Annotated in this window: 22 protein-coding genes and 1 tRNA gene; 19 read left to right on the forward strand and 4 right to left on the reverse strand. The window is 68.0% G+C overall.

From position 1 onward, the window contains the following. Nucleotides 1–273: 273 nt before the first annotated feature. Nucleotides 274–1,251, forward strand: coding sequence for a type IV toxin-antitoxin system AbiEi family antitoxin domain-containing protein (locus AC1C2T_RS05980; RefSeq protein ID WP_495384595.1), 978 nt, complete (start codon nt 274–276; stop codon nt 1,249–1,251). A 106-nt stretch (nt 1,252–1,357) separates the two neighbouring features. Here the strand turns inward: AC1C2T_RS05980 and AC1C2T_RS05985 are convergent, their stop codons facing one another. Both AC1C2T_RS05985 and AC1C2T_RS05990 read right to left on the reverse strand, forming a co-directional pair. After that, a complete protein-coding gene (locus tag AC1C2T_RS05985) occupies nt 1,358–1,846 on the reverse strand; it encodes a YajQ family cyclic di-GMP-binding protein (protein WP_495361162.1) in 489 nt (162 codons plus the stop codon). Between the two features lie 73 nt (nt 1,847–1,919). Then, nucleotides 1,920–2,939 (reverse strand): LacI family DNA-binding transcriptional regulator, encoded by a 1,020-nt coding sequence (locus tag AC1C2T_RS05990; RefSeq protein WP_495384596.1) that lies wholly within the window; start codon nt 2,937–2,939, stop codon nt 1,920–1,922. 213 nt (nt 2,940–3,152) lie between these two features. On the opposite strand from AC1C2T_RS05990, the gene AC1C2T_RS05995 reads away from it, so the two are divergent. The 4 genes from AC1C2T_RS05995 to AC1C2T_RS06010 all read left to right on the forward strand — a co-directional run bounded on the left by AC1C2T_RS05995 (nt 3,153) and on the right by AC1C2T_RS06010 (nt 5,178). Continuing rightward, complete coding sequence (locus AC1C2T_RS05995; protein ID WP_022891221.1) at nt 3,153–3,317, forward strand: hypothetical protein; 165 nt, start codon at nt 3,153–3,155, stop codon at nt 3,315–3,317. A gap of 4 nt (nt 3,318–3,321) precedes the next feature. Next, nucleotides 3,322–3,975, forward strand: coding sequence for a PH domain-containing protein (locus tag AC1C2T_RS06000; protein ID WP_495361160.1), 654 nt, complete (start codon nt 3,322–3,324; stop codon nt 3,973–3,975). A gap of 152 nt (nt 3,976–4,127) precedes the next feature. Then, nucleotides 4,128–4,212: transfer RNA gene (locus AC1C2T_RS06005), tRNA-Tyr, on the forward strand. A gap of 96 nt (nt 4,213–4,308) precedes the next feature. Continuing rightward, the gene (locus AC1C2T_RS06010) at nt 4,309–5,178 is read left to right on the forward strand and encodes an inositol monophosphatase family protein (RefSeq protein ID WP_495384597.1); all 870 of its coding nucleotides are present in this window, start codon (nt 4,309–4,311) and stop codon (nt 5,176–5,178) included. 403 nt (nt 5,179–5,581) lie between these two features. Here the strand turns inward: AC1C2T_RS06010 and AC1C2T_RS06015 are convergent, their stop codons facing one another. After that, a complete protein-coding gene (locus AC1C2T_RS06015; protein ID WP_495384598.1) occupies nt 5,582–5,908 on the reverse strand; it encodes a hypothetical protein in 327 nt (108 codons plus the stop codon). Nucleotides 5,909–6,641: 733 nt separating this feature from the next. On the opposite strand from AC1C2T_RS06015, the gene AC1C2T_RS06020 reads away from it, so the two are divergent. The 14 genes from AC1C2T_RS06020 (at nt 6,642) to AC1C2T_RS06085 (ending at nt 20,605) form a co-directional block, all read left to right on the forward strand. After that, nucleotides 6,642–7,334 carry a M23 family metallopeptidase gene (locus AC1C2T_RS06020; protein ID WP_495384599.1) on the forward strand — a complete coding sequence of 231 codons (693 nt, stop codon included), beginning with the start codon at nt 6,642–6,644 and terminating at the stop codon, nt 7,332–7,334. A 326-nt stretch (nt 7,335–7,660) separates the two neighbouring features. Next, complete coding sequence (locus AC1C2T_RS06025) at nt 7,661–9,244, forward strand: ABC transporter substrate-binding protein (RefSeq protein ID WP_495384600.1); 1,584 nt, start codon at nt 7,661–7,663, stop codon at nt 9,242–9,244. After that, nucleotides 9,241–10,260, forward strand: a complete 1,020-nt coding sequence (locus AC1C2T_RS06030; protein ID WP_495384601.1) for an ABC transporter permease — start codon at nt 9,241–9,243, stop codon at nt 10,258–10,260. The genes AC1C2T_RS06025 and AC1C2T_RS06030 overlap by 4 nt, the downstream gene beginning before the upstream one ends. Beyond that, nucleotides 10,257–11,120: an ABC transporter permease gene (locus tag AC1C2T_RS06035; RefSeq protein ID WP_495384602.1), complete on the forward strand. Its 864-nt coding sequence runs from the start codon at nt 10,257–10,259 to the stop codon at nt 11,118–11,120. Before AC1C2T_RS06030 ends, AC1C2T_RS06035 begins: the two co-directional genes overlap by 4 nt. Then, complete coding sequence (locus AC1C2T_RS06040) at nt 11,113–12,120, forward strand: ABC transporter ATP-binding protein (protein ID WP_495384603.1); 1,008 nt, start codon at nt 11,113–11,115, stop codon at nt 12,118–12,120. Before AC1C2T_RS06035 ends, AC1C2T_RS06040 begins: the two co-directional genes overlap by 8 nt. Further along, on the forward strand, nt 12,107–12,901 hold the full coding sequence (locus AC1C2T_RS06045) for an ABC transporter ATP-binding protein (RefSeq protein WP_495384604.1): 795 nt from the start codon (nt 12,107–12,109) through the stop codon (nt 12,899–12,901). The genes AC1C2T_RS06040 and AC1C2T_RS06045 overlap by 14 nt, the downstream gene beginning before the upstream one ends. A 219-nt stretch (nt 12,902–13,120) precedes the next feature. Continuing rightward, entirely contained in the window at nt 13,121–13,867 is a 747-nt protein-coding gene (locus tag AC1C2T_RS06050; RefSeq protein WP_495384605.1) for a FadR/GntR family transcriptional regulator, read from the forward strand. A 96-nt stretch (nt 13,868–13,963) separates the two neighbouring features. Further along, a complete protein-coding gene (locus AC1C2T_RS06055; RefSeq protein ID WP_495384606.1) occupies nt 13,964–15,220 on the forward strand; it encodes a 2-oxo acid dehydrogenase subunit E2 in 1,257 nt (418 codons plus the stop codon). A 44-nt stretch (nt 15,221–15,264) separates the two neighbouring features. Next, complete coding sequence (locus AC1C2T_RS06060) at nt 15,265–16,293, forward strand: thiamine pyrophosphate-dependent dehydrogenase E1 component subunit alpha (RefSeq protein ID WP_495384607.1); 1,029 nt, start codon at nt 15,265–15,267, stop codon at nt 16,291–16,293. Next, nucleotides 16,290–17,267, forward strand: a complete 978-nt coding sequence (locus tag AC1C2T_RS06065) for an alpha-ketoacid dehydrogenase subunit beta (RefSeq protein ID WP_495384608.1) — start codon at nt 16,290–16,292, stop codon at nt 17,265–17,267. The genes AC1C2T_RS06060 and AC1C2T_RS06065 overlap by 4 nt, the downstream gene beginning before the upstream one ends. Beyond that, nucleotides 17,264–18,136 (forward strand): fumarylacetoacetate hydrolase family protein, encoded by an 873-nt coding sequence (locus AC1C2T_RS06070; RefSeq protein WP_495384609.1) that lies wholly within the window; start codon nt 17,264–17,266, stop codon nt 18,134–18,136. Before AC1C2T_RS06065 ends, AC1C2T_RS06070 begins: the two co-directional genes overlap by 4 nt. Continuing rightward, entirely contained in the window at nt 18,129–18,932 is an 804-nt protein-coding gene (locus AC1C2T_RS06075) for an SDR family NAD(P)-dependent oxidoreductase (protein ID WP_495384610.1), read from the forward strand. The genes AC1C2T_RS06070 and AC1C2T_RS06075 overlap by 8 nt, the downstream gene beginning before the upstream one ends. Before the next feature lie 11 nt (nt 18,933–18,943). Next, a complete protein-coding gene (locus AC1C2T_RS06080) occupies nt 18,944–19,825 on the forward strand; it encodes an SMP-30/gluconolactonase/LRE family protein (RefSeq protein WP_495384611.1) in 882 nt (293 codons plus the stop codon). Between the two features lie 99 nt (nt 19,826–19,924). Continuing rightward, complete coding sequence (locus tag AC1C2T_RS06085; protein ID WP_495384612.1) at nt 19,925–20,605, forward strand: GntR family transcriptional regulator; 681 nt, start codon at nt 19,925–19,927, stop codon at nt 20,603–20,605. A 35-nt stretch (nt 20,606–20,640) separates the two neighbouring features. Here the strand turns inward: AC1C2T_RS06085 and AC1C2T_RS06090 are convergent, their stop codons facing one another. Then, complete coding sequence (locus tag AC1C2T_RS06090) at nt 20,641–21,651, reverse strand: Ldh family oxidoreductase (RefSeq protein ID WP_495384613.1); 1,011 nt, start codon at nt 21,649–21,651, stop codon at nt 20,641–20,643. Between the last annotated feature and the right edge of the window lie 118 nt (nt 21,652–21,769).

Here is a 21,769-nt window from a genome sequence, read left to right on the forward strand (position 1 = left end):
CGCTCGCTCGCTCGCCCGCACTCCCGCCCGCCCGCCCGCGCGCGCGCTGACGCGCCCCGCCTCCGACGATGGTTTGCGCGTGAGAGGACACATCCCGTGCAACCGCAGCGGCGCAAAACGTCGTCGGAAGCGAAGTGGGAGGGGGAGGGGTGCGGGGGAGGGGGAGGGAGAGGGGGAAAGAGGACTCGGCCTCCACAGGGCGGTGCGTGCGGAACTCTCCACGGGAGCGTGCCTGCGAACTTCGAGCCGGCTCCGCAGCAGCATGATCGACGGATGCCCCATGGACTGATCGTCAACGAGAACGGGTTCATCCTCGCCCGCGACGCCCGCGCGGCAGGCCGTGAATCGAGTCTCGATCGAGCCCTCTCCGCCGACGAGATCGAACGGGTGAGGCGGGGCGTCTACGTGGTCCGGTCCGAGCCCGACCCCGCGATGAGCAACGCCGAGCGACGAGCAGTGACCTATCGTCAGCAGGTTCGCGCGGCCGCCCAGACGATGAACGCGCCGATCTTCGCCTCGTACTCGGCTGTGGCGTTGCACGGCCTTCCGATCTACGGTGCGTGGCCGCACACCATCTTCGTGCTCTCGGCTGATCGGCACGGCCATCGTCGCAACGGACTCACGGCGATCGCGCGGCACCACGACGCTGAAACGGAGCTCATCGACGGATGCGTCACCACCTCAGTCGAGGCGTCCCTCATTCAGCTCGCGCGCGACGCCCCGCTCGGAGCGGCGCTGACAGCGGTCGACGCGGCGATTCGAACGACGCGCCTCGCAACCCACCCGCCGAAGACCACGATCGAACGTCTACGGACTGAACACGAGCGGATGGGTCGCTATACGGGCATCCGGAAGGTCCGAGCGGTGCTCGAGCGCGCACGCCCGCTGTCGGATACGCCGCTCGAGACGTGCAGCCGTCTGGTCATCGAGGAATGGGGGTTCCCCGAGCCGGAGCTCCAGCATCGACTCTGGTTGCCCGATGTCGGACGGGCGGCGTTCCTCGACTTCTACTGGGCGGAGTTCGGCATCGGTGCCGAGGCGGACGGGCGCGGAAAGTACCTCGGGAGCGGGGATGTCGCGGCATCCGCCCAGACGGTCATCGTCGAGAAGGACCGCGAGAATGCCATTCGTAGACAGTTGCGCGGCTTCGACCGATGGGACTGGCACGAGATGCGGCAACGCGCCCCCGTGCGGGCACGCCTCGGTGCGGCTGGACTCCCGATCGTGCGCCCCTCGATCCGTCTGCTCTGACGTTCCGACGACGGTTCACGCCCGAGAGGACGCGCCGCGATCGACCGCAGCGCCGCAAACCGTCGCACGAATCGCGAGCATCAGGCGCGAGCGTTGGGCGCGAGCGTTAGCGGAAGTTCACGAACTGCAGCGCGACGTCGAGATCTTTGCCCTTGAGCAGCGCCATCGTGGCCTGCAGGTCGTCGCGGCTCTTCGACGTGACGCGGATCTCGTCGCCCTGGATCTGGCTCTTCACGCTCTTCGGCGCCTCGTCGCGGATGATCTTCGACACCTTCTTCGCGTTCTCGGAGTCGATGCCGGCCTTCATGGTCGTCTCGATGCGGAACTCCTTGCCCGAAGCGAATGGCTCGCCTGCATCGAGCGAGCGCAGGGAGATGCCTCGCTTGATGAGCTTCGCCTCGTACACCTCGAGGATCGCCTTCGCACGCTCTTCACTGTTGGCCTTGATCAGCACCTTCTCGCCGGACTGCTCGATCGACGCGCCGATGTTCTTGAAGTCGTAGCGCTGCGCGACCTCCTTCTGCGCCTGGTGGAGGGCGTTGTCGGCCTCCATCTGGTCGACCTTGGAAACGATGTCGAACGTTGCATCTGCCATGCGCGCCAGTTTAGCGATGAGCGGATGCCGCGAGCAGGGGCTTGCGGGTTCGACCCCGGGTGTCGGCGGCGAGTCAGGCCGGCGGGCGGGCTGTCGAGGAGCGCACGCGCAACTCGTACGGCAACGGGGTCGCGGTGGGCGTCGCGGCATCCGTCGTGCTCGGTTCGAGCTCGTCCATCAGGATCTCGACCGCCATCTCGCCCTGCACTCGCGGGAACTGCGCGACCGTCGTGAGGCCGAAGAAGTCGGAGAGGTCGTGGTCGTCGATGCCGGCGATGGAGACGTCACGGGGGACGACGAGCCCGAGGTCGCGCGCGGCGAGCAGGGAGCCCATGGCCATCTCGTCGGAGGCGGCGAAGATCGCCGTTGGCCGGCCGTGGGGGGCCCCGAGGATCTGCTTGGCGGCGTGGTAGCCGCCGCGGATGGTGAAGTCGGCGGGTGAGAAGAGGCGCGGGTCGACGTCGATGCCCGCGTCGCGGATCGCCGCCTCGTAGCCGATGCGGCGATTGGTGGGCAGGTGGAAGTCCATGTCGAATTCGAGGTCGCCGCCGATGTGCGCGATGCGGGTGTGACCGAGCCCGATGAGGTGCTCGGTCGCGAGCCGGGCGACCGCGACGTCGTCGATCGTGAGCGTGCGCACGCCGGGGATGGGGCCGCCGACGCCGACGAGCGGCTTGCCGAGCTCGTGCAGTCGCGTGACCTCGCGTTCGGTGAGTTCGAGCGAGACGGCGATCACCGCGTCGACACGCTGGCGAAGCAGGAAGTGCTCGAAGACGCTCGAACGCTCCTGCCCGTCGCCCGAGAGGTTGTACAGCGTGAGGTCGTAGCCGCTGCGGAGAAGCGACTGCTGCGCGCCCTCGAGCACTGAGGAGAAGAACCAACGGTTCAGGAACGGGATGACGACACCGATGTTTCGGGTGCGCCCCGACGCGAGGCTCGACGCATTCGACGAGACGACGTAGCCGAGTCGCGCGGCTGCCTCTTCGACCTTCGCCTTCGACGTGGGGGAGACGTGACCGCGGCCGCTGAGCGCGCGCGACACCGTCGCGGTGGACACGCCCGCGAGTCTCGCGACCTCTTCGATGCCGGCCATGGCTCCTCATTCCCGGCCTCGCCGAGTCGGTTCCCGGCCTCGCCGAGTCAGGGGAATCCTACCGCCCGGCCCCGAGCGGTCCTGGCGCCCGGCTCGCCCATGTACCGCGTGGCGCGTTGCCTCTGCCCACAGGGTGCGGTAGAAATGCCTGTCGGGGCCGGCTCACGGGGGTAGCGGCTTGCCCGCACTCGCCGTCTCGAAGGGAATACGCCCGTGAAGTGGCTCAAAGGCATCGCAGTGGCGTTGGTCGTGATCTTCGCCCTCTTCTACATGATCAGTCGGCCGGAAGACGCCGCGAACGTCGTGCAGGGCGCGTTCGGCGCGGTCGTCTCGGCCTCCGAAGCAGTGGGCAGGTTCTTCACCTCGCTCGCCACGTGAGGTCGTGAGCGTGTTCGGCTTCGATCCTCACGTCGAACGGCACCTCATCGCCGACGAGGGAGAGGTGGTCGTCGACGAGGTGCGCAAGCACTGGGCCGCGATCGCCGGCGCGATCCTCGAGGTGCTCGCCGCAGTGCCGGCGCTGATTCTCTTGGCCTGGGTGCCGCAGCAGTTCTACTGGTTCCCGCTCTTCCTCGCGCTCTTCCTCGTCGTTCACGGGCTGTGGCGCATTCTGCAGGCCCGAATGGACCGCTTCGTGATCACCAATATGCGGGTGTTCCGCGTGCACGGCATCCTGTCGCAGCGCATCGCCACCATGCCGATCTCGCGAATCCTCGACATCTCGGTGCACACCCCGCTCATCGGCCGCGTCTTCGGCTACGGGCACTTCGTCTTCGAGTCGGCGGCGCAAGACCAGGGTCTCCGGGAGATCCGGTTCGTCGGTTCCCCCAACCAGCGCGGGGCGACGATCCAGCGGGTCATCCAGCGCTCCGGCCTGCGGGGCCCCGCTCGCCCCATGGACCGCGACGAGCAGCATGACCATGCTCCGCGAGAGCGCCGCTACGACCCTGCGCCGCAGCCAGATCTCTACGACACCACCCCGCCGAGCGACCAGAACGACACCGCCGAGATGCCCTGGTGGCGCGCGTCGAACTGAGGCGCAGCGGCATCCGCTTCGTGAATTTCAGGTCGTCGGATGCCTCGCGGAGGGCGGCGCGACGGCGGGCTGAGCGCCGATTTCTCGCACCGGCCCCCTCCGGGTATCCTTGACAGGCTCCCGGTTGTGTGCAGAACGTGGCCGGGCGCGATGGCGAGTTACCCAAGCGGCCAAAGGGATCTGACTGTAAATCAGACTGCTCAGCATTCGGGGGTTCGAATCCCTCACTCGCCACCAGTGAAGCCCCGGTTCGCCGGGGCTTTCGTGGTTCCAGCCGGCGCGGGTGACGGATGCCTCGCGGCGAGACGACGCCGAGCGGGCTAGCGTGAAGGCATGAGTGAACTCGAGTCTGCCGGTGCCCACGAAGCGACGACCACCGACGGGGCACCGGATGTCGAGGCATCCGCTGCACTGCTCGACCTCGCCCGACGCATCGCCGTGCAGGCGGCGGAGTTCGCGCTCGAAGAGCGGCGCGGGGGCGTGAGCGTCGCCGCCACGAAATCCTCGCCCGTCGACGTCGTCACCGCGGTCGATCGTGACACCGAAGCACTCATCCGCCGACTCATCCTCGAAGCTCGGCCCGACGACGGAATCCTCGGCGAAGAAGACGCCGGCCACATCGGCACGAGCGGCATCAACTGGGTCGTCGACCCGATCGATGGCACGGTGAACTTCCTCTACGACATCCCGGCCTGGTCGATCAGCATCGCCGTCGTCGACGGACCGCCCGAGCCCGGCACGTGGACCGCACTCGCCGCCGTCGTCGTCAACCCCGTCACCGACGAGGTGTTCGAGGCGAGCGCCGGGGGCGGGGCGCGACTCGGCACGCGCGAGCTCCAGGTGAACGCGGATGTCCCGCTGGGCCTCGCCCTCGTCGGCACCGGCTTCTCGTACTCGGCCGAGAGTCGGCGTGCACAGGCCGCGGTGCTGTCGACAGTGCTGCCGGAAGTACGGGACATCCGTCGTGCCGGCTCCGCCGCCCTCGACCTCTGCGCCGTCGCCGCCGGCCGCCTCGACGCGTACTACGAACGCGGCCTGAACCCGTGGGATCACGCGGCCGGCGCGCTGATCGCCCGAGAAGCCGGCGCCCGCGTCGGCGGCCCGGAGGGTGGGGCCGCGACAGTGGAGCTCGTGCTCGCCGCCGCCCCCGGCCTCTATGTCGAACTCGCAGCGACGCTCCGTAGGGCCGGCCTGCAGGGCTGATTTGTCGGATGCGCCGCGAGCGGCGGGTGCTCCGTGGCGACACGCCGCAGCGCTCGGTCGAGGGTCGATCCCGGGTTCACGCGGATGTCGCGGCCCTCGAGTGCCGAGGCATCCGACGATCTCCATTCCACGTGGCGCGCATTGCCGAGAAAGGTTAGTCTTTACCAATCCGTTATCTCGGCTTGATGCCGGGATGAGCACCTCCCCAACATCCCTGTTCACTCACCGACGCCGAGAGTCCCCCCTACGTGCTCGAGTCCCCCCTCGTGCCCGACGGTTCATCGCCAGGCACCCAAGCACCGTCGCTGCCCGAGCGACCCCTGACTCGACGTGAACTGCGTGAACGCGAGGCGGCTGCGGCGAATCCTGCGGGTTCTGCGCAGGAGTTCCTGGCGCCGGTGAATCAGCCGAGCTTCGACGAGTTGTTCGGCCTTGGGGGCGGTGCTGCACCGTCGGCGGCGGTCGCGGGCTCGACGCCTTCGGCTGCCAGCTCTGCTGCGACCCCGGTTGCGACTGGTGCCCAGTGGCATCCCGCCTCGGTTGCGCCTGCGGATGCATCCTGGCAGCCGAGCCCGGTGGATCCGCCGGTCGGGGCGACGGATGCATCCTGGGAGCCGAGTCCGGTGGATCCGCCGGTCGGGGTGACGCCAACTTGGCCGGAGAATCCAGTCTCGGTCGCACGGGAACCCGCCTCGCTTCGCCCTCGCCGCTCGACGGATCCCGTCCCCACCTCACCATCCGCCCTCGCAGCACCCTCCGCTTCCGTCCCGACACCTCAGGCCGAGCCGGTCGACCGCCCCGTCGACAGGAACTCGGCCTTCGACGTTTCCGGGCCCCGTGCGACCGCAGCGGGTGGGTTCGACGCGCTCTTCGCCGGACTCGGCGACGACGAGCCCGACGCGACGCACGGCGCCGGCGCGCGCCGCGACGACCGTCGTCACGACACGGGCTCTCGTGCGCCGAAGCCGTCGCGGGCCGCGCGCAAGGCGGCTAAAGCCGCGGCAGCCGGCCCTCGCCGAAGCGCTCCGGTTGCCGCTCCCGAACGTGCTGGCGTGTCAGCAGCCGACGACTTCGCCGCCGTGATCGCGGCGGCGGCAGGTGCGCGGGCCCCGCTCGGTGAGGCCGTGGGAGCTGCCCCGGCAGTAGCCGCCGCAGTGCGCTTCGACGGGTTGCCCGTGCCGGCGCCTGCTACGCCCTCCGCACGCTTCGATGAGCCGGTGTTGCCATCCGGTCACGACGAATCCGCGATGACGGCGGCAGATCAACGCGAACACGGCACTCCGTGGCAGCCGACGACCACCGTGCCGGTCTCCGCTGACCATCGCCCACGCCGCACGACCGGCGGGGCGACGACTCCCGCGGGTGCAGACACTCGAGGCTCCGCGCGACGGGCTCCTGCGCCGAGCGCGCCGCCGCGTCCTGCCCCCCGGAGCCGTGTGAAGCGTGGGACTCGCGTGGGCCGAATGGTCAGCGCGTTCGCGGCGATGGGATTCGTCGCAATGCTCGCCGTCGCGACATCCGTACCCGCGCTCTCGTTGCTCTCACCGGCCGAGGTGCAGGCCATGGCGCTCGAACAGACGACCATCGGCACCGAGCCCGGCCAACAGATCGAGATCACGGGCGGCACGCTTGCACAGACGATCGATCGCGAAGGCTACGAGACGCAGACGATCGACGAGTACGCCCGAGCAGCTGGCATCCGGGCTGAGGCGACCTTCACGAACAACCCGGCCGGCACCATTCAGTGGCCGTTCGCCGTGGGCGTGCACATCGGCGACCGATTCGGCTACCGCGACTGCGCCGGCTGTTCGAGTGACCATGGCGGCCAGGACTTCAACCCCGGGCTCGGGGCCGAGATCCAGGCCATCGCCGACGGCACAGTCTCGAACGCGACCGACGCAGGCGGATCCCTCGGCGTGGTCATGATGATCGATCACGTGATCGACGGAGACGTCGTCACGAGCGTCTACGCGCACATGCAGTACGGCTCGCGCCAGTTCGAGACCGGCGACACCGTGAACGTCGGCGACGTCATCGGCACGACCGGTGACACCGGCATGTCGACCGGGCCGCACCTGCACTTCGAGATCCGCCTCGGCGGCATCAGCGGCGTCAAGGTCGACTCGCTCGAATGGCTCTACGCGAACACCAACTGACGCCCGGCAACGAGCTCATTCGGTTCGGCGCCCTGTTCGGGCATCGACGTGCGGGTGTGCACCTCCCGTATGCGGCCACGATCCGACATCGCCCCCTCTCCGTCGGGCGACCGTCTCGCCCGAAACGCCGCCCGCACGATCGACTTGGTAGTTAGACATTAGACGACTAACGTCGATCATCAACCTCCCTCGGGGCCGAGTGGAGGCAGGAAAGCGCCCCGACCGGCGGTTGATAGATTGTTAACGATAAATAGTTGACAATCGAGCAAGACTGGTCGAGTCTTTCTCTTGCATGAACGAACGTCGACGATCAAGGAGGATCGGAAATGACACAGCGCACAACGAAACGGCGCTCGCCTGGTCGTACGAGCGCAGTAGCGAAGCTCGGTGCAGCGCTCGCAGGGGCCGCCCTGCTGGTGGGATGCACGGCGCCCGCGGCGAGCACGGATGGCGGACAAGGTGCAGAGGGTGTGGTCGACAAGATCACGATCCGCCTCGCTGAAGCGGTTTCGGTGTTCGACCCGGCGATCAACTCGGGCAACTCCGCGCAGCAGATCCGGATCCTGACCGCTGGGCTTCTCTATCGCCAGGATCCTGACGGGGTTCCGCAGCCCGAGCTCGTCGAGAGCGCTGAGGTCAGTGAAGACGGCCTCACACAGACGATGACGCTGAAGCCTGATCTGAGCTATTCCGATGGCGCCCTCCTCATCGCACAGGATGTCGTTGCGATCTACGAGCACGCGGTCATCGAGCGCGCCGGCGGGTCCGCGTTCTTCACGCCGTTCGTCGAGAGCGTCGAGGCGCCAGACGACCGCACGATCGTCTGGCGCCTGAAGGTTCCCTACGCTCAACTTCCGATGGCACTGGCGAACGGTGAGGTCGCGATCCACCCGAACGATCGGATCGCGGAGGAGGAGTACTTCCTCGCGCCGGTGAGCGCCGGCCCGTATGTCATCGAGGACTTCAGCGCCGGCGACCAGATCATGCATCTCGTCGAGAACCCCAACTATGTCGGCGGTGATCTGATGGTCAAGGCCATCGACTCCGTCGTCGTCGCGGACATCACGCAGACCGCGCTCCAGCTCACGAGCGGGCAACTCGACTTCGCATGGGGTCTGTCCTATGCGTCGGCGGAGGCCGCCGAGGCAACCGAAGGCGTCGAGGTCATCCCTCACCCGACCGGAGGCGTGTTCCAGTTCGGCATGAACCCGACCAATGGCGGGCCACTGGCGGATGCCAACGTGCGGAAGGCCATCGCATTAGCGGTCGACCGTGGATCGATCTCCGAGAAGGCGTGGCTCGGATACGCCGAGCCCAACCCCGCATGGGACTTCGCAACATCGCCCGACTTCGAGGTGGCACTGCCGAACGACGGCGAGCCCGACCTGGACGCCGCACGTGAGCTCCTTGCAGCCACCGAGTGGGCCGACGGGTTCGAGTTCACGATGGACACCTTCGGGGTTCGCGACGGCCACACCGCTACCGTCACCATGCTCAAGGAGCAGCTCGCTGAACTCGATATCACGGTCATCGTGAACCCGCTGGAGGTCCCCACCGCCACCGATCGGCTGAACAACAACGATTTCGATGCGTTCTTCCAGGGTTCGGTAGCGCCGTCGGCCGCAAGCGTGCTCGTCGTCGACAACTGCGAGAGCGGCGTCTGGGGTCGCTGGATGCCCACGGGCGATCCCGAGATCTGCGCGCTCGCGCTCGAGGCGATGGGTGAGGAGAATCCTGCGGCCAGCCTGGCCACGGTGCAGGAGATGATGAGCGAACACATGACGATCGTGCCGATCGTCAACCGTCGTGACATCGTTGCCAGCCGACTCTCGCAGGAGATCTTCAGTCCGGTCGCCAACACTCCGTGGCTCCACGTCGCCACGCAGGAATCGATGGGTGTCGCTGAGTGATCGGTTCCACAGAAGCGAGCCTCGTCGAGGGTCATCGATCCTCGACGGGGCCCGCCCGGACGCAGCTGCTTCGGGTCTTATACCATCCTGTCACTCGCAAGATCGGTCGCTCGCTGCTGGTCGCCATCGGGGTGATGCTCCTCTCGTTCGCCGTCATGCGACTCGCCCCCGGCGATCCGGCGCTCGCGCTGGTCGGCGAGAACGCGACGCAGGCCGACATCGATGCGATGCGGGACAAACTCGGCCTGAACGGTCCGATCTACCAGCAGCTCTGGGACTATGTCTGGCCGCTGCTCCATGGCGATCTTGGCAGCTCGATCGTCTCGGGCCAGCCGGTCGCTGATCTGCTCGCCGACGCGATGCCCGTCACCCTGTCGCTCATCGCCTTCGCGATGATTCTCGCGCTCGCCTTCTCGCTGCTTCTCGCGGTGCCGACGGCGAAGCACCGGTTCGGTGCGTCGGGCCTGCTGTTCCAGGTGCTCACGAGCGTCGCGCTCTCGCTTCCGGTGTTCTTCACCGGCCAGATCCTGATCCTGCTGATCTCGATCCAGCTCGGCTGGCTGCCGGTCGGCGGCTACGTGGCGACATTCCCCGAGAACCTCCGGTACCTGCTGTTGCCTGCGATCACTGCCTGCGGCCCCCTCGTGCCGGTCCTGCTGCGAGTCCTGCAGAGTTCCGTCGTCAACACCATGGGGCAACCATTCGTCGAGACCGCGCAGGTCCGCGGGCTCGCGGGCCCACTCCTCACGTGGCGCTACCTGCTGCGCCCGTCTCTCGCGCCGACGATCGCGTTGTCGAGTTACATCGTCGGCACCCTGTTCGGGTCGGCGGTCGTGCTGGAACTCGTCTTCAACCTGCCGGGCGCCGGGACTCGGCTCCTCAACGCGGTCTTCGCTCGCGACTATCCGGTCGTGCAGGGAATCGTTCTCGTCATCGGCATTCTCGTCGTCCTGATCAACCTGCTCGCCGACCTCGCCATCGGCTGGCTCGACCCCCGTGCGAAAGGAGCAGAGTGAAGACTCCAGCAGAAGCGTGGCGGCGGCTCTCCCCGCTCGCCCGCGCCGGCCTCGTGATCACGATCGCCATGGTGGCGCTCAGCGTCATCGTGCCGGCGATCAGCCCGGTCTCACCGAACGCGCTGGTGGGTCCATCGCTGCAGCCGCCGAGTGCCGACTTCTGGTTCGGCACCGACCAACTCGGCCGGGATCTCTTCACCCGCACCTTCGCGGCGGGCCAGGTGACGATCTCCCTCGCGGCGATCGGCGTCATCGTGCCACTGATCATCGGAACCACCTTGGGAGCGGTGCTCGGAACGACCCGGTCGCGCGTGGTCACGGCCATCTGGACCACCCTCATCGACGGGATCAACGCCTTCCCACTGATCATCCTGATCATCGCGATCGTGGCGGCGGTGGGGCCGGGCGTCTCCGGCATCGTGATCGCGGTACTCCTGACCAACTGGGCACGCTATGCACGAGTCGCCCGGGCTCGGGCGATCGTCGTGAGCAAGGCGGAGTACGTGCAAGCGCTCAGCCTGCTCGGCTACTCGAGGCCGCGCATCGTCCTCCGACACATCCTCCCGAACACGTACTCGGAGACGCTCGCGTACGCGTTCAGCGACTTCGTCATCATCGTGACCACCGTCGCGGGTCTCTCGTTCCTCGGGCTCGGGGTGAGACCGCCCGACGCGGAGTGGGGCGCCATGATCAGCGAGGGCCGGCTCTTCCTGGTCCAGGCCCCGTGGATCGTCGCCTTCCCGGGAATCGCGCTCTCGCTGACTGCGACCGGGGTCGCCCTGCTCGCTGGCGGGCGCAGGACCAAGGCCACGAAAAAGGAGGTGCAGGATGAAGCCGAGATCACAACCGCGAATGTCTGATGCCATGACGGGTCCGCTGCTTCGCGTCACCGACCTCAAGGTCGTCGTGAACTCCGAGACGGGGCCGTTGCCGCTCATCGACCGGGCCAACGTGTCGATCGGATTCCAGGAGTCGCTGGGTATCGTCGGCGAGTCCGGATCCGGGAAGTCGATGTTCTGCCGCGCACTCATGGGGACGCTCGGCAGGTACGGGGCAGGAGTGAGCGCCGGTTCGATCGAGTTCGAGGGCGCTGACCTCGCGACCGCCTCCGAGAAGACCTGGCGCACTGTCCGGGGCCGCCGCATCGGCTACATCCCGCAGAGCTCGATGGCGGGGCTCAACCCGGTGCTGACCGTCGGCACCCAGATGCTCGAGGCGATCACGGCCGACACCGCACTGCGTGGCGATGCGGCGCGAGAGGAAGCGATCCGCTATCTGAACCTCGTGCAACTGCCGCGACCCGCCGAGCTCATGAAGAAGCGGGCGCACGAGCTCTCCGGCGGGATGCGGCAGCGTGTGATGATCGCGGCGGCGATCGCCCGCAAGCCGGTGCTGCTGCTCGCCGACGAACCCACGACCGCCCTCGATGTATCGGTCCAGCGCGACATCCTCGCCATGCTGCGCGAATTGCGCGCGGAGCTGGGTATGTCGCTCGTGCTGGTGTCGCACGACCTCGCCGTGATCGAGGAGGTGTGCGATCAGGTGCTCGTGATGTACGCCGGCGCCACCGTGGAGTACGGTCGCGTGAACGAGGTCATCACTCGGCCGAGGCATCCGTACACCAGGGCTCTCCTCGGTTCGCGCATCGACTCGGCGGCGCGTGGAGAAGACCTGACGGCCATCGCCGGCGAGCCGCCCCTGGCGGGAGCCTGGCCGCGGGGATGCCGGTTCTGGGTTCGGTGTCCGATGGCGCACGACGAGTGCAGCACAGGACCGCAGCCGGCCATGCGTCCTGTGTTCGATGACGGGCTCTCCGCGTGCCTGTACGCCGAGGAGGTGCGTTCCAGTGAGCTCGTCTGATCTGCTCGTGGATGCTCGGGACATCACCGTCACCTTCGGAAGGGGGCCCGACACCTTCACGGCTGTTCGCAACGCGTCGATCGAGATCGGACACGGCGAGATGGTGGGGATCGTCGGTGAGAGCGGCAGTGGCAAGACCACGGTCGCACGGGTGATCGCTGGACTCCAGGCGGCCGCCGACGGCGAGGTGCTGCTGGCCGACGAGGCCGCTGACGACCGACGGGCCAGGAAGGGCAGGTCGCGTCCCACCGCGATCCAGATGGTCTTCCAAGACCCGTACTCCTCGCTGAACCCGCGCCAGACGGCGCAGAATGCGGTCGCCGAGGCGGTGCGCGTGCGCCAGGGCTTGCCTCGGGCGGAGTCCAAGGTCGAGGCCACGCGCCTCCTCAACTCGATCGGCGTCGGTGAACTTCTCGCCCATCGATTGCCTGAACTGCTCTCGGGCGGCCAACGCCAGCGAGTGAGCGTTGCCAGGGCATTGGCGGCGGAGCCCCGTCTCCTGATCGCCGATGAGCCCACCTCGGCCCTCGACCAGTCGGCGCAGGCGCAGTTGCTGAACCTGCTGCGGAGGATCCAGGCCGAGCGGCAGCTTGCCATTCTCTTCATCTCCCATGATCTGAGCATCATCCGGTACTTCACCGACAGGGTCTACGTGATGAAGCACGGGCAGGTGGTCGAGACGGGTCCGACGGAGCAGGTCTTCATGGATCCACAGGATCCGTACACGCGGAGGCTCATCGACTCGATTCCAGGTGCGGCGAAGCCGCTGCCCCGGCGCTGAGGTCGCAACCGCCGAGCACCGAACAGGCGAAGCGCCGAACGGGCGCGACGACGCGGCCGCACGCCGTCCGCATTGCCGATCGGACAATGCTTGCATCTTGTGTAAATTCTCAATAATGATCAGCATGCACGACCAACGGTATGAGGGCAGCCCGCACGCACACCGATTACCTTGTCGGATGTCTAATCACTTTGGCCTGTTGCTCGCTAGCATTGCGGAATGAGCTCGATGATGGCGGACGACCCGACGGCCTTGCCGCGCACCCGCAGGGGCTACGGAGGTCATGCCGACTCCCTGCGCGAGGAGATCAAACAACTGCTGCTCGATCTCGACCTCCGACCCGGCGACGCCATCCCCTCCGAGGCGGCACTCATCGAGCAGCTCGGCGTGAGCCGCGGCTCGCTTCGAGAGGCACTCAAGAGTCTGCAGGCGCTCGGCATCCTCGAGACCAGGCACGGATCGGGCACGTTCGTCAGCTCGCTGTCGTTCGAGGCGCTCGCCGCCGGGCTCGTGTTCCACACGAAGCTCGGCGGTGCCGACGCCCTGACGACGATCGCCGAGCTCGCCGACATCCGCGAAATCCTGGAGACCTCGCTGATCCGGCGGGTGGCCGGAACACTCGACGCGGAGCGGCTCGCAGAACTCGACGCGCTCGTCGCGCGAATGGACGAGCGAGTCGGCATCGACCGCCACGACGAACTCGACGAGCTCGACCGGGCGTTCCACTCCGCACTCTACGCCGGCATCCAACGGGCACTCGTCAACCAGTTGCTGGAGGTGTTCTGGCGGGCGCTGGCGGCGGCGCGGCCGCTGCTGCCCGAGGGGTTCGTGAGTGGCCGGGAAGCTGTGGAGAAGCACCGCGCGATCGTCGATGCGATCCGCGACGGCAACCCCGATCGTGCTGCCGAGGCGATGCGCGATCACTTCTCGGGTACTCGTACCTGGGTCGGCCTGCACGCCGGTTGACCCGGGTTGACAGACACGTCGCTCTGGTCGTATCTTCGAAGTCGTTAGACGTCTAACCGGCGTTGCGCACCGATTCAGTTCAACGGAGAAGGCGAAGTGCAGGAGATCTACGTTCCGGCCCTCGGAATGGCAAGCGACGGCGTCTATCTGGCCGAGTGGCTCAAGCAGCCCGGCGACGCCATCGAGACCGGCGAGATGATCGCGGGCATCGAGACGGACAAGGCAGAGCTCGAGATCGAGGCGACCGCGTCGGGCACGCTCGGCCGCCACCGGTACGAGGCCGGCAGCGAGGTTCCGAGCGGCGCGACGATCGCGGTGATCCTCGCCGACGGAGAGATCGAAGCCGGCGATGATCCCGTACCGCAGGCTGCAGCGCCTGCGACGGAGCCTCCGGCTGCTGCCGCCGCCGCCGTGGCACCGGCTCCTGCGGCGACCGCCGCGGAGCCGACCCCCGCGACGAGCGAGCGGGCCTCGAACATCGGACCGCTCACTCGTGACGAGCGCGTGCGCGACCTTCGGAGCGGGGAACTCGAGCCCTACGCGGTCAGCCCGCGCGCCCGCCGCGCTGCTCTCGCGGCGGCGGCCGCGGTCGACGTCGCAGACGTCTCCGAGGCACCGCCCCGGACAGCGGATGCCCCGGCGCCAGCTGCAGCTCCGGCCGCCCCGGCACCTGCGCTGAGCGCCCCGGCTGCGTCGCCGGTATCGTCCGAGTCGCGGGGTGCCGCCGACCGGCACCGTGCCGCCGTCGCGGCGGCGGTGTCCCGTTCATGGGCGGAGATCCCGCACTTCTCGGTCCAGCGCGAGCTCCGTGTCGAGAAGTTCCAGGAGCTCCACCGCTCGCTGCGCGCCCTCCGCAAGGACATCACGCTCACCGATGTGCTGCTCAAGGCCTACGCGATGTCGCTCATGGAGCGCTTCGGGACGCGCGCGATCGACCTCGGGCTCGCCGTGGCGACGGATCGCGGCGTGAGCATCCCCGTGATCCGCGACATCGCTCGCGCAGACGTGCTCGAGATCGCCGACCGTCGCCGAGCCGCCGTCGAGCGGGCGCTCGGCGGCCGGTACGCCGACGATGACGCCGTCGTTCCGCACAGCACCATCTCGAACCTCGGCGCCCTCGGCGTCGACAGCTTCACGGCCATCGTGCCGGTCGGTCAGACCAGCATCCTCTCGGTCGGGGCGGCACTCGCTCGTCCCGTCGTCGAGAGCGGTGCCCTCGCCGTCGGCACCACCATGAACATCACCCTCAACGTCGACCACCGGGAGTGGGACGGTCAGCATGCCGCCGACGTGCTCAAGCGCCTCGCCGCGATCGTCGCCGAACCGCTGCTGCTCGGTGCGCTCAGCACATGACTCGTCGACAGATTCCCACTCCGTTCCAAGAAAGTGAGCACGACGTGACCACGCAAACATCGATGGAGCCGCTGGCCGCCATCGACAGAGTCCCGGCAGACGAACTGCTCGAGTGGCTCTCCCAGATGATCCTGATCCGCAGATTCGAGGAGGCGGGTGAGGAGCTGTCGCTGCGCGGACGCATCCCCGGAGGTATCCACCCGGCCATCGGCCAGGAGGCGACGGCCGTCGGGGTGATCCGGGCGCTCGACCGCGACGACATCGTGACGAGCACGCACCGCTCCCATCACCACGCGCTCGCCAAGGGCCTCTCACCGGACGCGATCATGGCGGAGCTCTACGGCAAGGAGACGGGCGTGGCGAAGGGCCGTGGCGGCTCGATGCATCTCGCCGACTTCGACCTCGGACTCTGGGGCTCCAACGGCATCGTCGGCGGCGGCCTCGGCATCGCGATGGGCTCGGCGCTCGGCGCGAAGCAGCTGGGGCTGCCGCGAGTGTCGGTGGGCTTCTTCGGCGATGGCGGAGCGAACACCGGCCGGGTGTGGGAGTTCATCAACCTCGCGAGCGTCTGGGAGCTTCCGCTCGTGGCGGTCTGCGAGAACAACCTCTACGCGGTCGAGACGGCATCGGCGACGGTGACGGGCGGCACGACGGTCGCCGACCGCGCGCGCGGCTTCGGCGTCACCTCGCAGCAGGTCGACGGCCAAGACGTCGTTGCGGTGTTCAACGCCGCGGCGGCAGCGGTCGAGTCCGCCCGGAGCGGCGGGGGCGCCCAGTTCCTCGAGCTCCTCACCTACCGCTACAAGGGCCACAACGCGGGCGAGGTCATCACCTACCGCACCGAGGAGGAGACCGAGCAGTGGCGCTCCTCGAAGGACCCCATCGATCGCTTCACGGCCTACCTGACCGATCGCGGCATCCTCACCGACGAGTTGCTCGAGGACATCAACACCCGTGCGGCCGGCGTCGTCGCCACATCCATCGAATTCGCGGAGGCATCAGAATGGTCGGCCCCCTCCACCGCAGGAGACAACGTCTCCTCATGGAACGTCTCGAACAGGAGCGCGCGATGAGCAAGCCCGTCAGCTATTCCGCCGCCTTCCAGGAGGGCGTTCGGGAGGAGATGCTCCAGAACGAGTCCATCTTCATCCTCGGCACCGACCTCTACGAACGAGGCGGCCACTTCGCCCAGGTCAAGCACATCGGCCCGGAGTTCGGCCGTGGCAGGGTGCGAGACACCCCGATCTCGGAGGCTGCCATGGTTGCGGCCGGGGTCGGGGCGGCCATGAGCGGTGCTCGTCCGCTCGTCGACCTCAACTTCGACGACTTCGCCTACGGGGCGATGGACGAGATCTCCAACCAGGCCGCAAAGGTCCGCTACATGTGGGGGCGGAAGGTTCCGCTCGTGATCCGCGCGACCTCGGGCGTCGCGCTCGGTGGAGCCCAGCACAACAACAGCATGGAGATGCTCTTCGCGAGCATTCCCGGGCTCGCCGTCGTCACGCCCTCCACTGCCTACGACGCGAAGGGGCTCATCAAGTCCGCACTCCGTGCTGACGACCCGGTCGTCTTCCTCATGCACAAGAAGCTCACCGGCGTTCGAGGACCCGTCGGCGGCGCCGAGGAACTCGTCGAGATCGGCAGGGCGAACGTCGTTCGCAGCGGCGACGACCTCACGCTCATCAGTTACAGCAACGGCATGACGACGGCGACGAAGGCGGCCGACGCGCTCGCCGCCGACGGCGTCGCGGTCGACCTCATCGACCTCCGGTCCATCTACCCGCTCGATGTCGAGGCGATCGTCGCATCTGTGCGTCGCACGGGGCGTGCCGTGATCGTCGACGAAGCGCCCGCCTTCGGGAGCGTCGCGGCGCAGGTCGCGGCGATCATCCAGCGTGAGGCTTTCTGGTATCTCGACGCGCCGGTCGAGATCGTCGCAGCCGCGCAGAGCCCGATTCCACACGCGCCGCTCCTCATCGACGCCCTGCTGCCGTCGCCCGAGGGCACGGTCGCTGCGGTCCGCGCTGCATTGGAGGCACACGCATGAGGATCGCGAGCTACCTCCGCGACGGCATCCCGAGCTACGGGGTCGTCGATGCATCCGCTGCGCTCGATGATCCGGCGGCCGGTGTCGTCGACATTCCGTCGAATGTCTCCGGCGCCCCTGCCGAGGTCGAGCGCTTCCTCGAGCGCACCGCAGAATTCCGGGCGGCTGTCGAGGCACTCGACGCGCCCGCCGTGCCCCTCTCCGAGCTTGCGCTGCTTCCGGTGATCCCCGACCCGCGCAACATCGTCGCGGTCGGCGTGAACTACGTCGACCATGCGTCGGAGACCGGCGATCAGGTGCCGCCGTTCCCGCTCATCTTCTCGAAGTTCACGAGCTCGATCGCGGCCCACGGAGAGACCATCCGCATCCCGATCGAGTGCACCCAGCCGGACTACGAGGCGGAACTCGGGCTCGTGATCAGTCGGCCGGCGTCCAACGTCTCCAAGGAGGACGCGCTCGATTATGTCGGTGGCTACTTCACCTTCAACGATGTGAGCGCCCGAGACTATCAGGCGCGAACGAGCCAGTGGACCCAAGGCAAGGGATTCCCGACCTTCGCGCCGACCGGACCGTTCCTCGTGACGCCCGATGAGTTCGGACACCCGGGCGGACGGGCGATCCGCCTCGTGATCGCCGGGGACATCCTGCAGGACGCCGACACGAGCGACATGGTGTTCGACGTGCCCACGATCGTCTCCTACGTGAGCTCGGTCTGCGACCTCCGACCCGGCGACATCATCGCGACCGGTACCCCATCGGGTGTCGGCGTCGCCCGGAACCCGCAGCGCTTCCTGCGTGACGGCGATCGGGTCCGGGTCGAGATCGACGGACTGCCCACGCTCGAGAACCCGGTGGGCACCGATGCCTGAGCTGCGCACACTCGTCGTCACCGGGAGTGCTCGCGGGATCGGCCGTGCCGTCTCGCTGCTCGCCGCCGGACAGGCCTATCGGGTCGTCGGCATCGACGTCGACGAGGTCGGCGGGCGAGAGACCGCGGACCTCGTTCGCGCGGCCGGCGCCGAGGCGGACTTCCGTCGCTGCGACCTCTCGAACGCCGAGGAGATCGCGCGGGTCTTCGGCGAGATCGCCGAGGAGATCGCGCCGATCGACGCCCTCGTGAACAACGCGGCGCTGGGCAGCCACACCGCTCCCGAGCTCCTGAGCACCGACGAGTGGCATCGCGTGGTCGACGTGAGCCTCGGTGCCATGGTCTTCACCTCGAAAGCCGTGGGGGGAGCGATGATCCGCGACGGCCGTGGCGGCGCCATCGTCAACCTCAGTTCCATCGGCGGACTCGCCGCGCTCGGCCGCGGCAACTACGCCTACAGCATCACGAAGGCCGGAATCGTCGGACTCACCCGTGAACTCGCGGTCGAGTGGGCGTCGTACGGCATCCGGGTGAACGCCGTCGCGCCGTCGCAGGTCAACACCGAGGGCTTCCGCCCCTTGATCTCGGCAACGGATGTCGCGGGGGGCAACACGCTGCGCGATGCGTTGAGCGGCGTGCCGCTCGGGCGGCTCGCCGAGCCGGAAGAGGTGGCCAAGGCGATCCTGTTCCTCCTCGGCGACGATTCCTCGTTCATCACGGGCGTCACGCTTCCGGTCGACGGCGGCAGCATGGCCCTGCACGCGGGAGGCTCTCTCCGGCACGACGCGAACGTGTGAGGGGGGAAGCGGTGGTCACGACCTTCGTCCCCGAGCTGGTCGACGCGGCCGGTGCCCGATTGGGAGAAGGCCCGATCTGGGACGCAGCAGCGGAGCGCCTGTACTGGATCGATATCCTCGAGCGGCGGCTCTACATCGCCGACGGCGAAGGCAACCGGCTCGAGACGCGATGGTTCGACTCCATGCCGGGAACGGTGATGCCGACCGTCGGAGGCGGCCTGCTCGTCGCCGACGAGCGCGGACTCGTACATCATGACGCCGCCTGGGGGGAGCGGCGCCTGAACGACGAGCTCGCCGAGCGCCCGGGGCACCGGTTCAACGACGGCAAGACCGATCCCATGGGCCGCGCCTTCGTCGGCACCCTCTCGCTCACCGGGGCCGAGGACGACTGCGCGCTGTACCGGGTCGAGGCCGACGGCCGCGTCGAGATCGTGCTCGAGCCGATCTCGCTCTCGAACGGGCTCGGCTGGTCTCCCGACGGCTCGAAGTTCTACCACGTCGACACCCCGACGAGGCGGATCGATGCCTTCGAGTACGACCTCGCGACCGGCACGCTCGGCCGCCGGCGCACGTTCGCCAGGATCCCGGAGGAATGGGGTGTGCCCGACGGGCTCTGCATCGACGACGACGGCGGGGTATGGGTCGCCCTGTTCGGCGGTTCGGCGGTGCTTCGGTACGACTCCGAGGGGTGGCTCGACGCGTGCGTCGAGTTCGACATCCCGAACGTCACGAGTTGTGCATTCGGCGGGCCGGATCGATCGACCCTGTTCGTCACTACCGCGAGCGTCGACCTCGACGAGGACTTCCTCGCCTCGCATCCGCAGGCCGGCGGGCTGTTCCGCGTCGAGGTCGGCCGCTCGGGACCGAGCGCGACACCGTGGAACGGCATCTGAGAAGCGAGTGCGCTCCAATCGGTTGCGCTGCTAGCATTGCAGATTGTCAACCAAGCGGGCATCGGGGTCCAGGCGGTCTATCACGGAAGAAGGCTGCGCGTGACAGGAGCACCAGTGGAGTTCGGGCCTGCCATGCGGCGCGTCCTCGCCGACGAGGTCACCGATCAGCTCCGGAATGCGATCGTCACGGGCGTGCTCGAGCCCGGCGCGCGCCTGCGTGAAGACGAACTCGCCAAGCAGATGCAGGTCAGCCGCGGCCCGGTGCGCGAGGCCTTCGTCAAGCTGGAACGCGAGGGGCTGGTGACCATCGAGCGGTACAAGGGCGCGCGCGTCGCCGAGCTCTACCGCGACGATATCGATCAGGTGTTCAGCCTGCGCCGATCGCTCGAGACGCTCGCCATCGAATGGGCATGCCAGCGGGCGACCGAGGACGACCTGGCGCGCTTGGCCGCGGTGCTCGACCGATATGCGGATGCGGATGACGAACGCACCCCGGAAAGCCTCGCCGAAGTCGACCTCTCCTTCCACGATGCCATCGTTGCCGCATCGCATCACGTGCGGCTCCAGCGCGCCTGGGAGGCGTTGCGTTCGCAGATCCTGTCGTTCCTGACGACGCGCCTCTCGTTGCGCAAGGACTACGACGCCGAGTGGGAGCCCGACCACCGCCGGATCCTCGAGCTCATCCGTGCGAAGCGCACCGACGAGGCGGTCGAGTGGCTGCAGCGCCACATCAGCGCCTCGTACTCTCGAGTGGTCGCCGCGATGGAACGGCGGGAGTGAGCCGAGGCTGCACCCCCGCCGGGAGGGCTTGCGGTTCAGGCGAGTCGGTCGCGAAGCGCCTGGACGTCGTTCCAGATCGCCGTCGTCACCGGGATCTCATGGGCGCGACGAGCGCGAACCGCGGCCTCGACGTCTCCGGGAACGAGGACCGGGCGGTTCGGATCGATCGGAGTGCTCGACCGGAGCGCTTCGATCGTGTCGCGGATATCGGCGGCGAAGTCGGCTGCGGCGAAGGCCTCGGGGCGCAGCGCGAGGAACATCGCACCGTTGCCGGTGCGGTACCGGTCGGTGACCGAGGGGTGGTTGCTCGAGAGGGCGCCGCCGAGGAGTTCGATGATGACGCTCAGTCCGTAGCCCTTGTGCCCGCCGAACGCGACGAGGGCGCCCCCGTCGTAGAAGGCGTTCGGATCGGTGCTCGGCTCTCCGTCGCGGTCGATGATCGCACCGGGCTCGACCTCGACGCCCGCAGCCCGAGCGACGCGCAACTTGCCTTCGGCGGTCGCGGCCGTCGCGAAGTCGAGAATGACCGGATGCCGCCCATCCACGGGAACGCCGGCCGCGAACGGGTTCGTCCCGAGCATCCGATCGCGGCCGCCGAACGGCGCCACGGTGGGGTCGGAGTTGCACCAGATGATCGAGGCGAGGCCGCGACCCGCGAGGTGCTCGGCGTACTCGCCGATGCGGCCGATGTGGTTGCAGTTGCGAAGTGCCACCGCACCGATTCCGTGTTCCAGCGCGGCGTCGCCGGCCTGATCGGCCGCGAAACGCGCGGCGATCTGTCCCCAGCCGTTCTGGCCGTCGACGACGCGGACGGCGCCCAAGGAACTCGCCACCTCGGGCGTCGCCGCGGGGTCGACGAGACCGCGTTCGACGAAAGTGGCGTACTCCATGAGTCGCACGACGCCATGCGAGTCGTGGCCGACGAGGTTCGCGCCCACGAGTGAATCGGCGACCAGGGCGGCGCGATCGCCCGGGGTGCCGAGGAGTTCGAGGATGTTGGTGGTGATGGAGTGAAGATCAGCGGGGGAGAGAGCTTCGGTGCTCATGGACGGCCTTTCGGATCGTTGACGATATCGGCGACGGCCGGGTTCGGCGCGTAGTTGACATCCGTTCCGTTTAGTTTATTGTTAGCAATTGACTTATGACAATAAGTCCTGTGCCTCG

This window comes from Agromyces sp. Y558, from assembly GCF_059445415.1.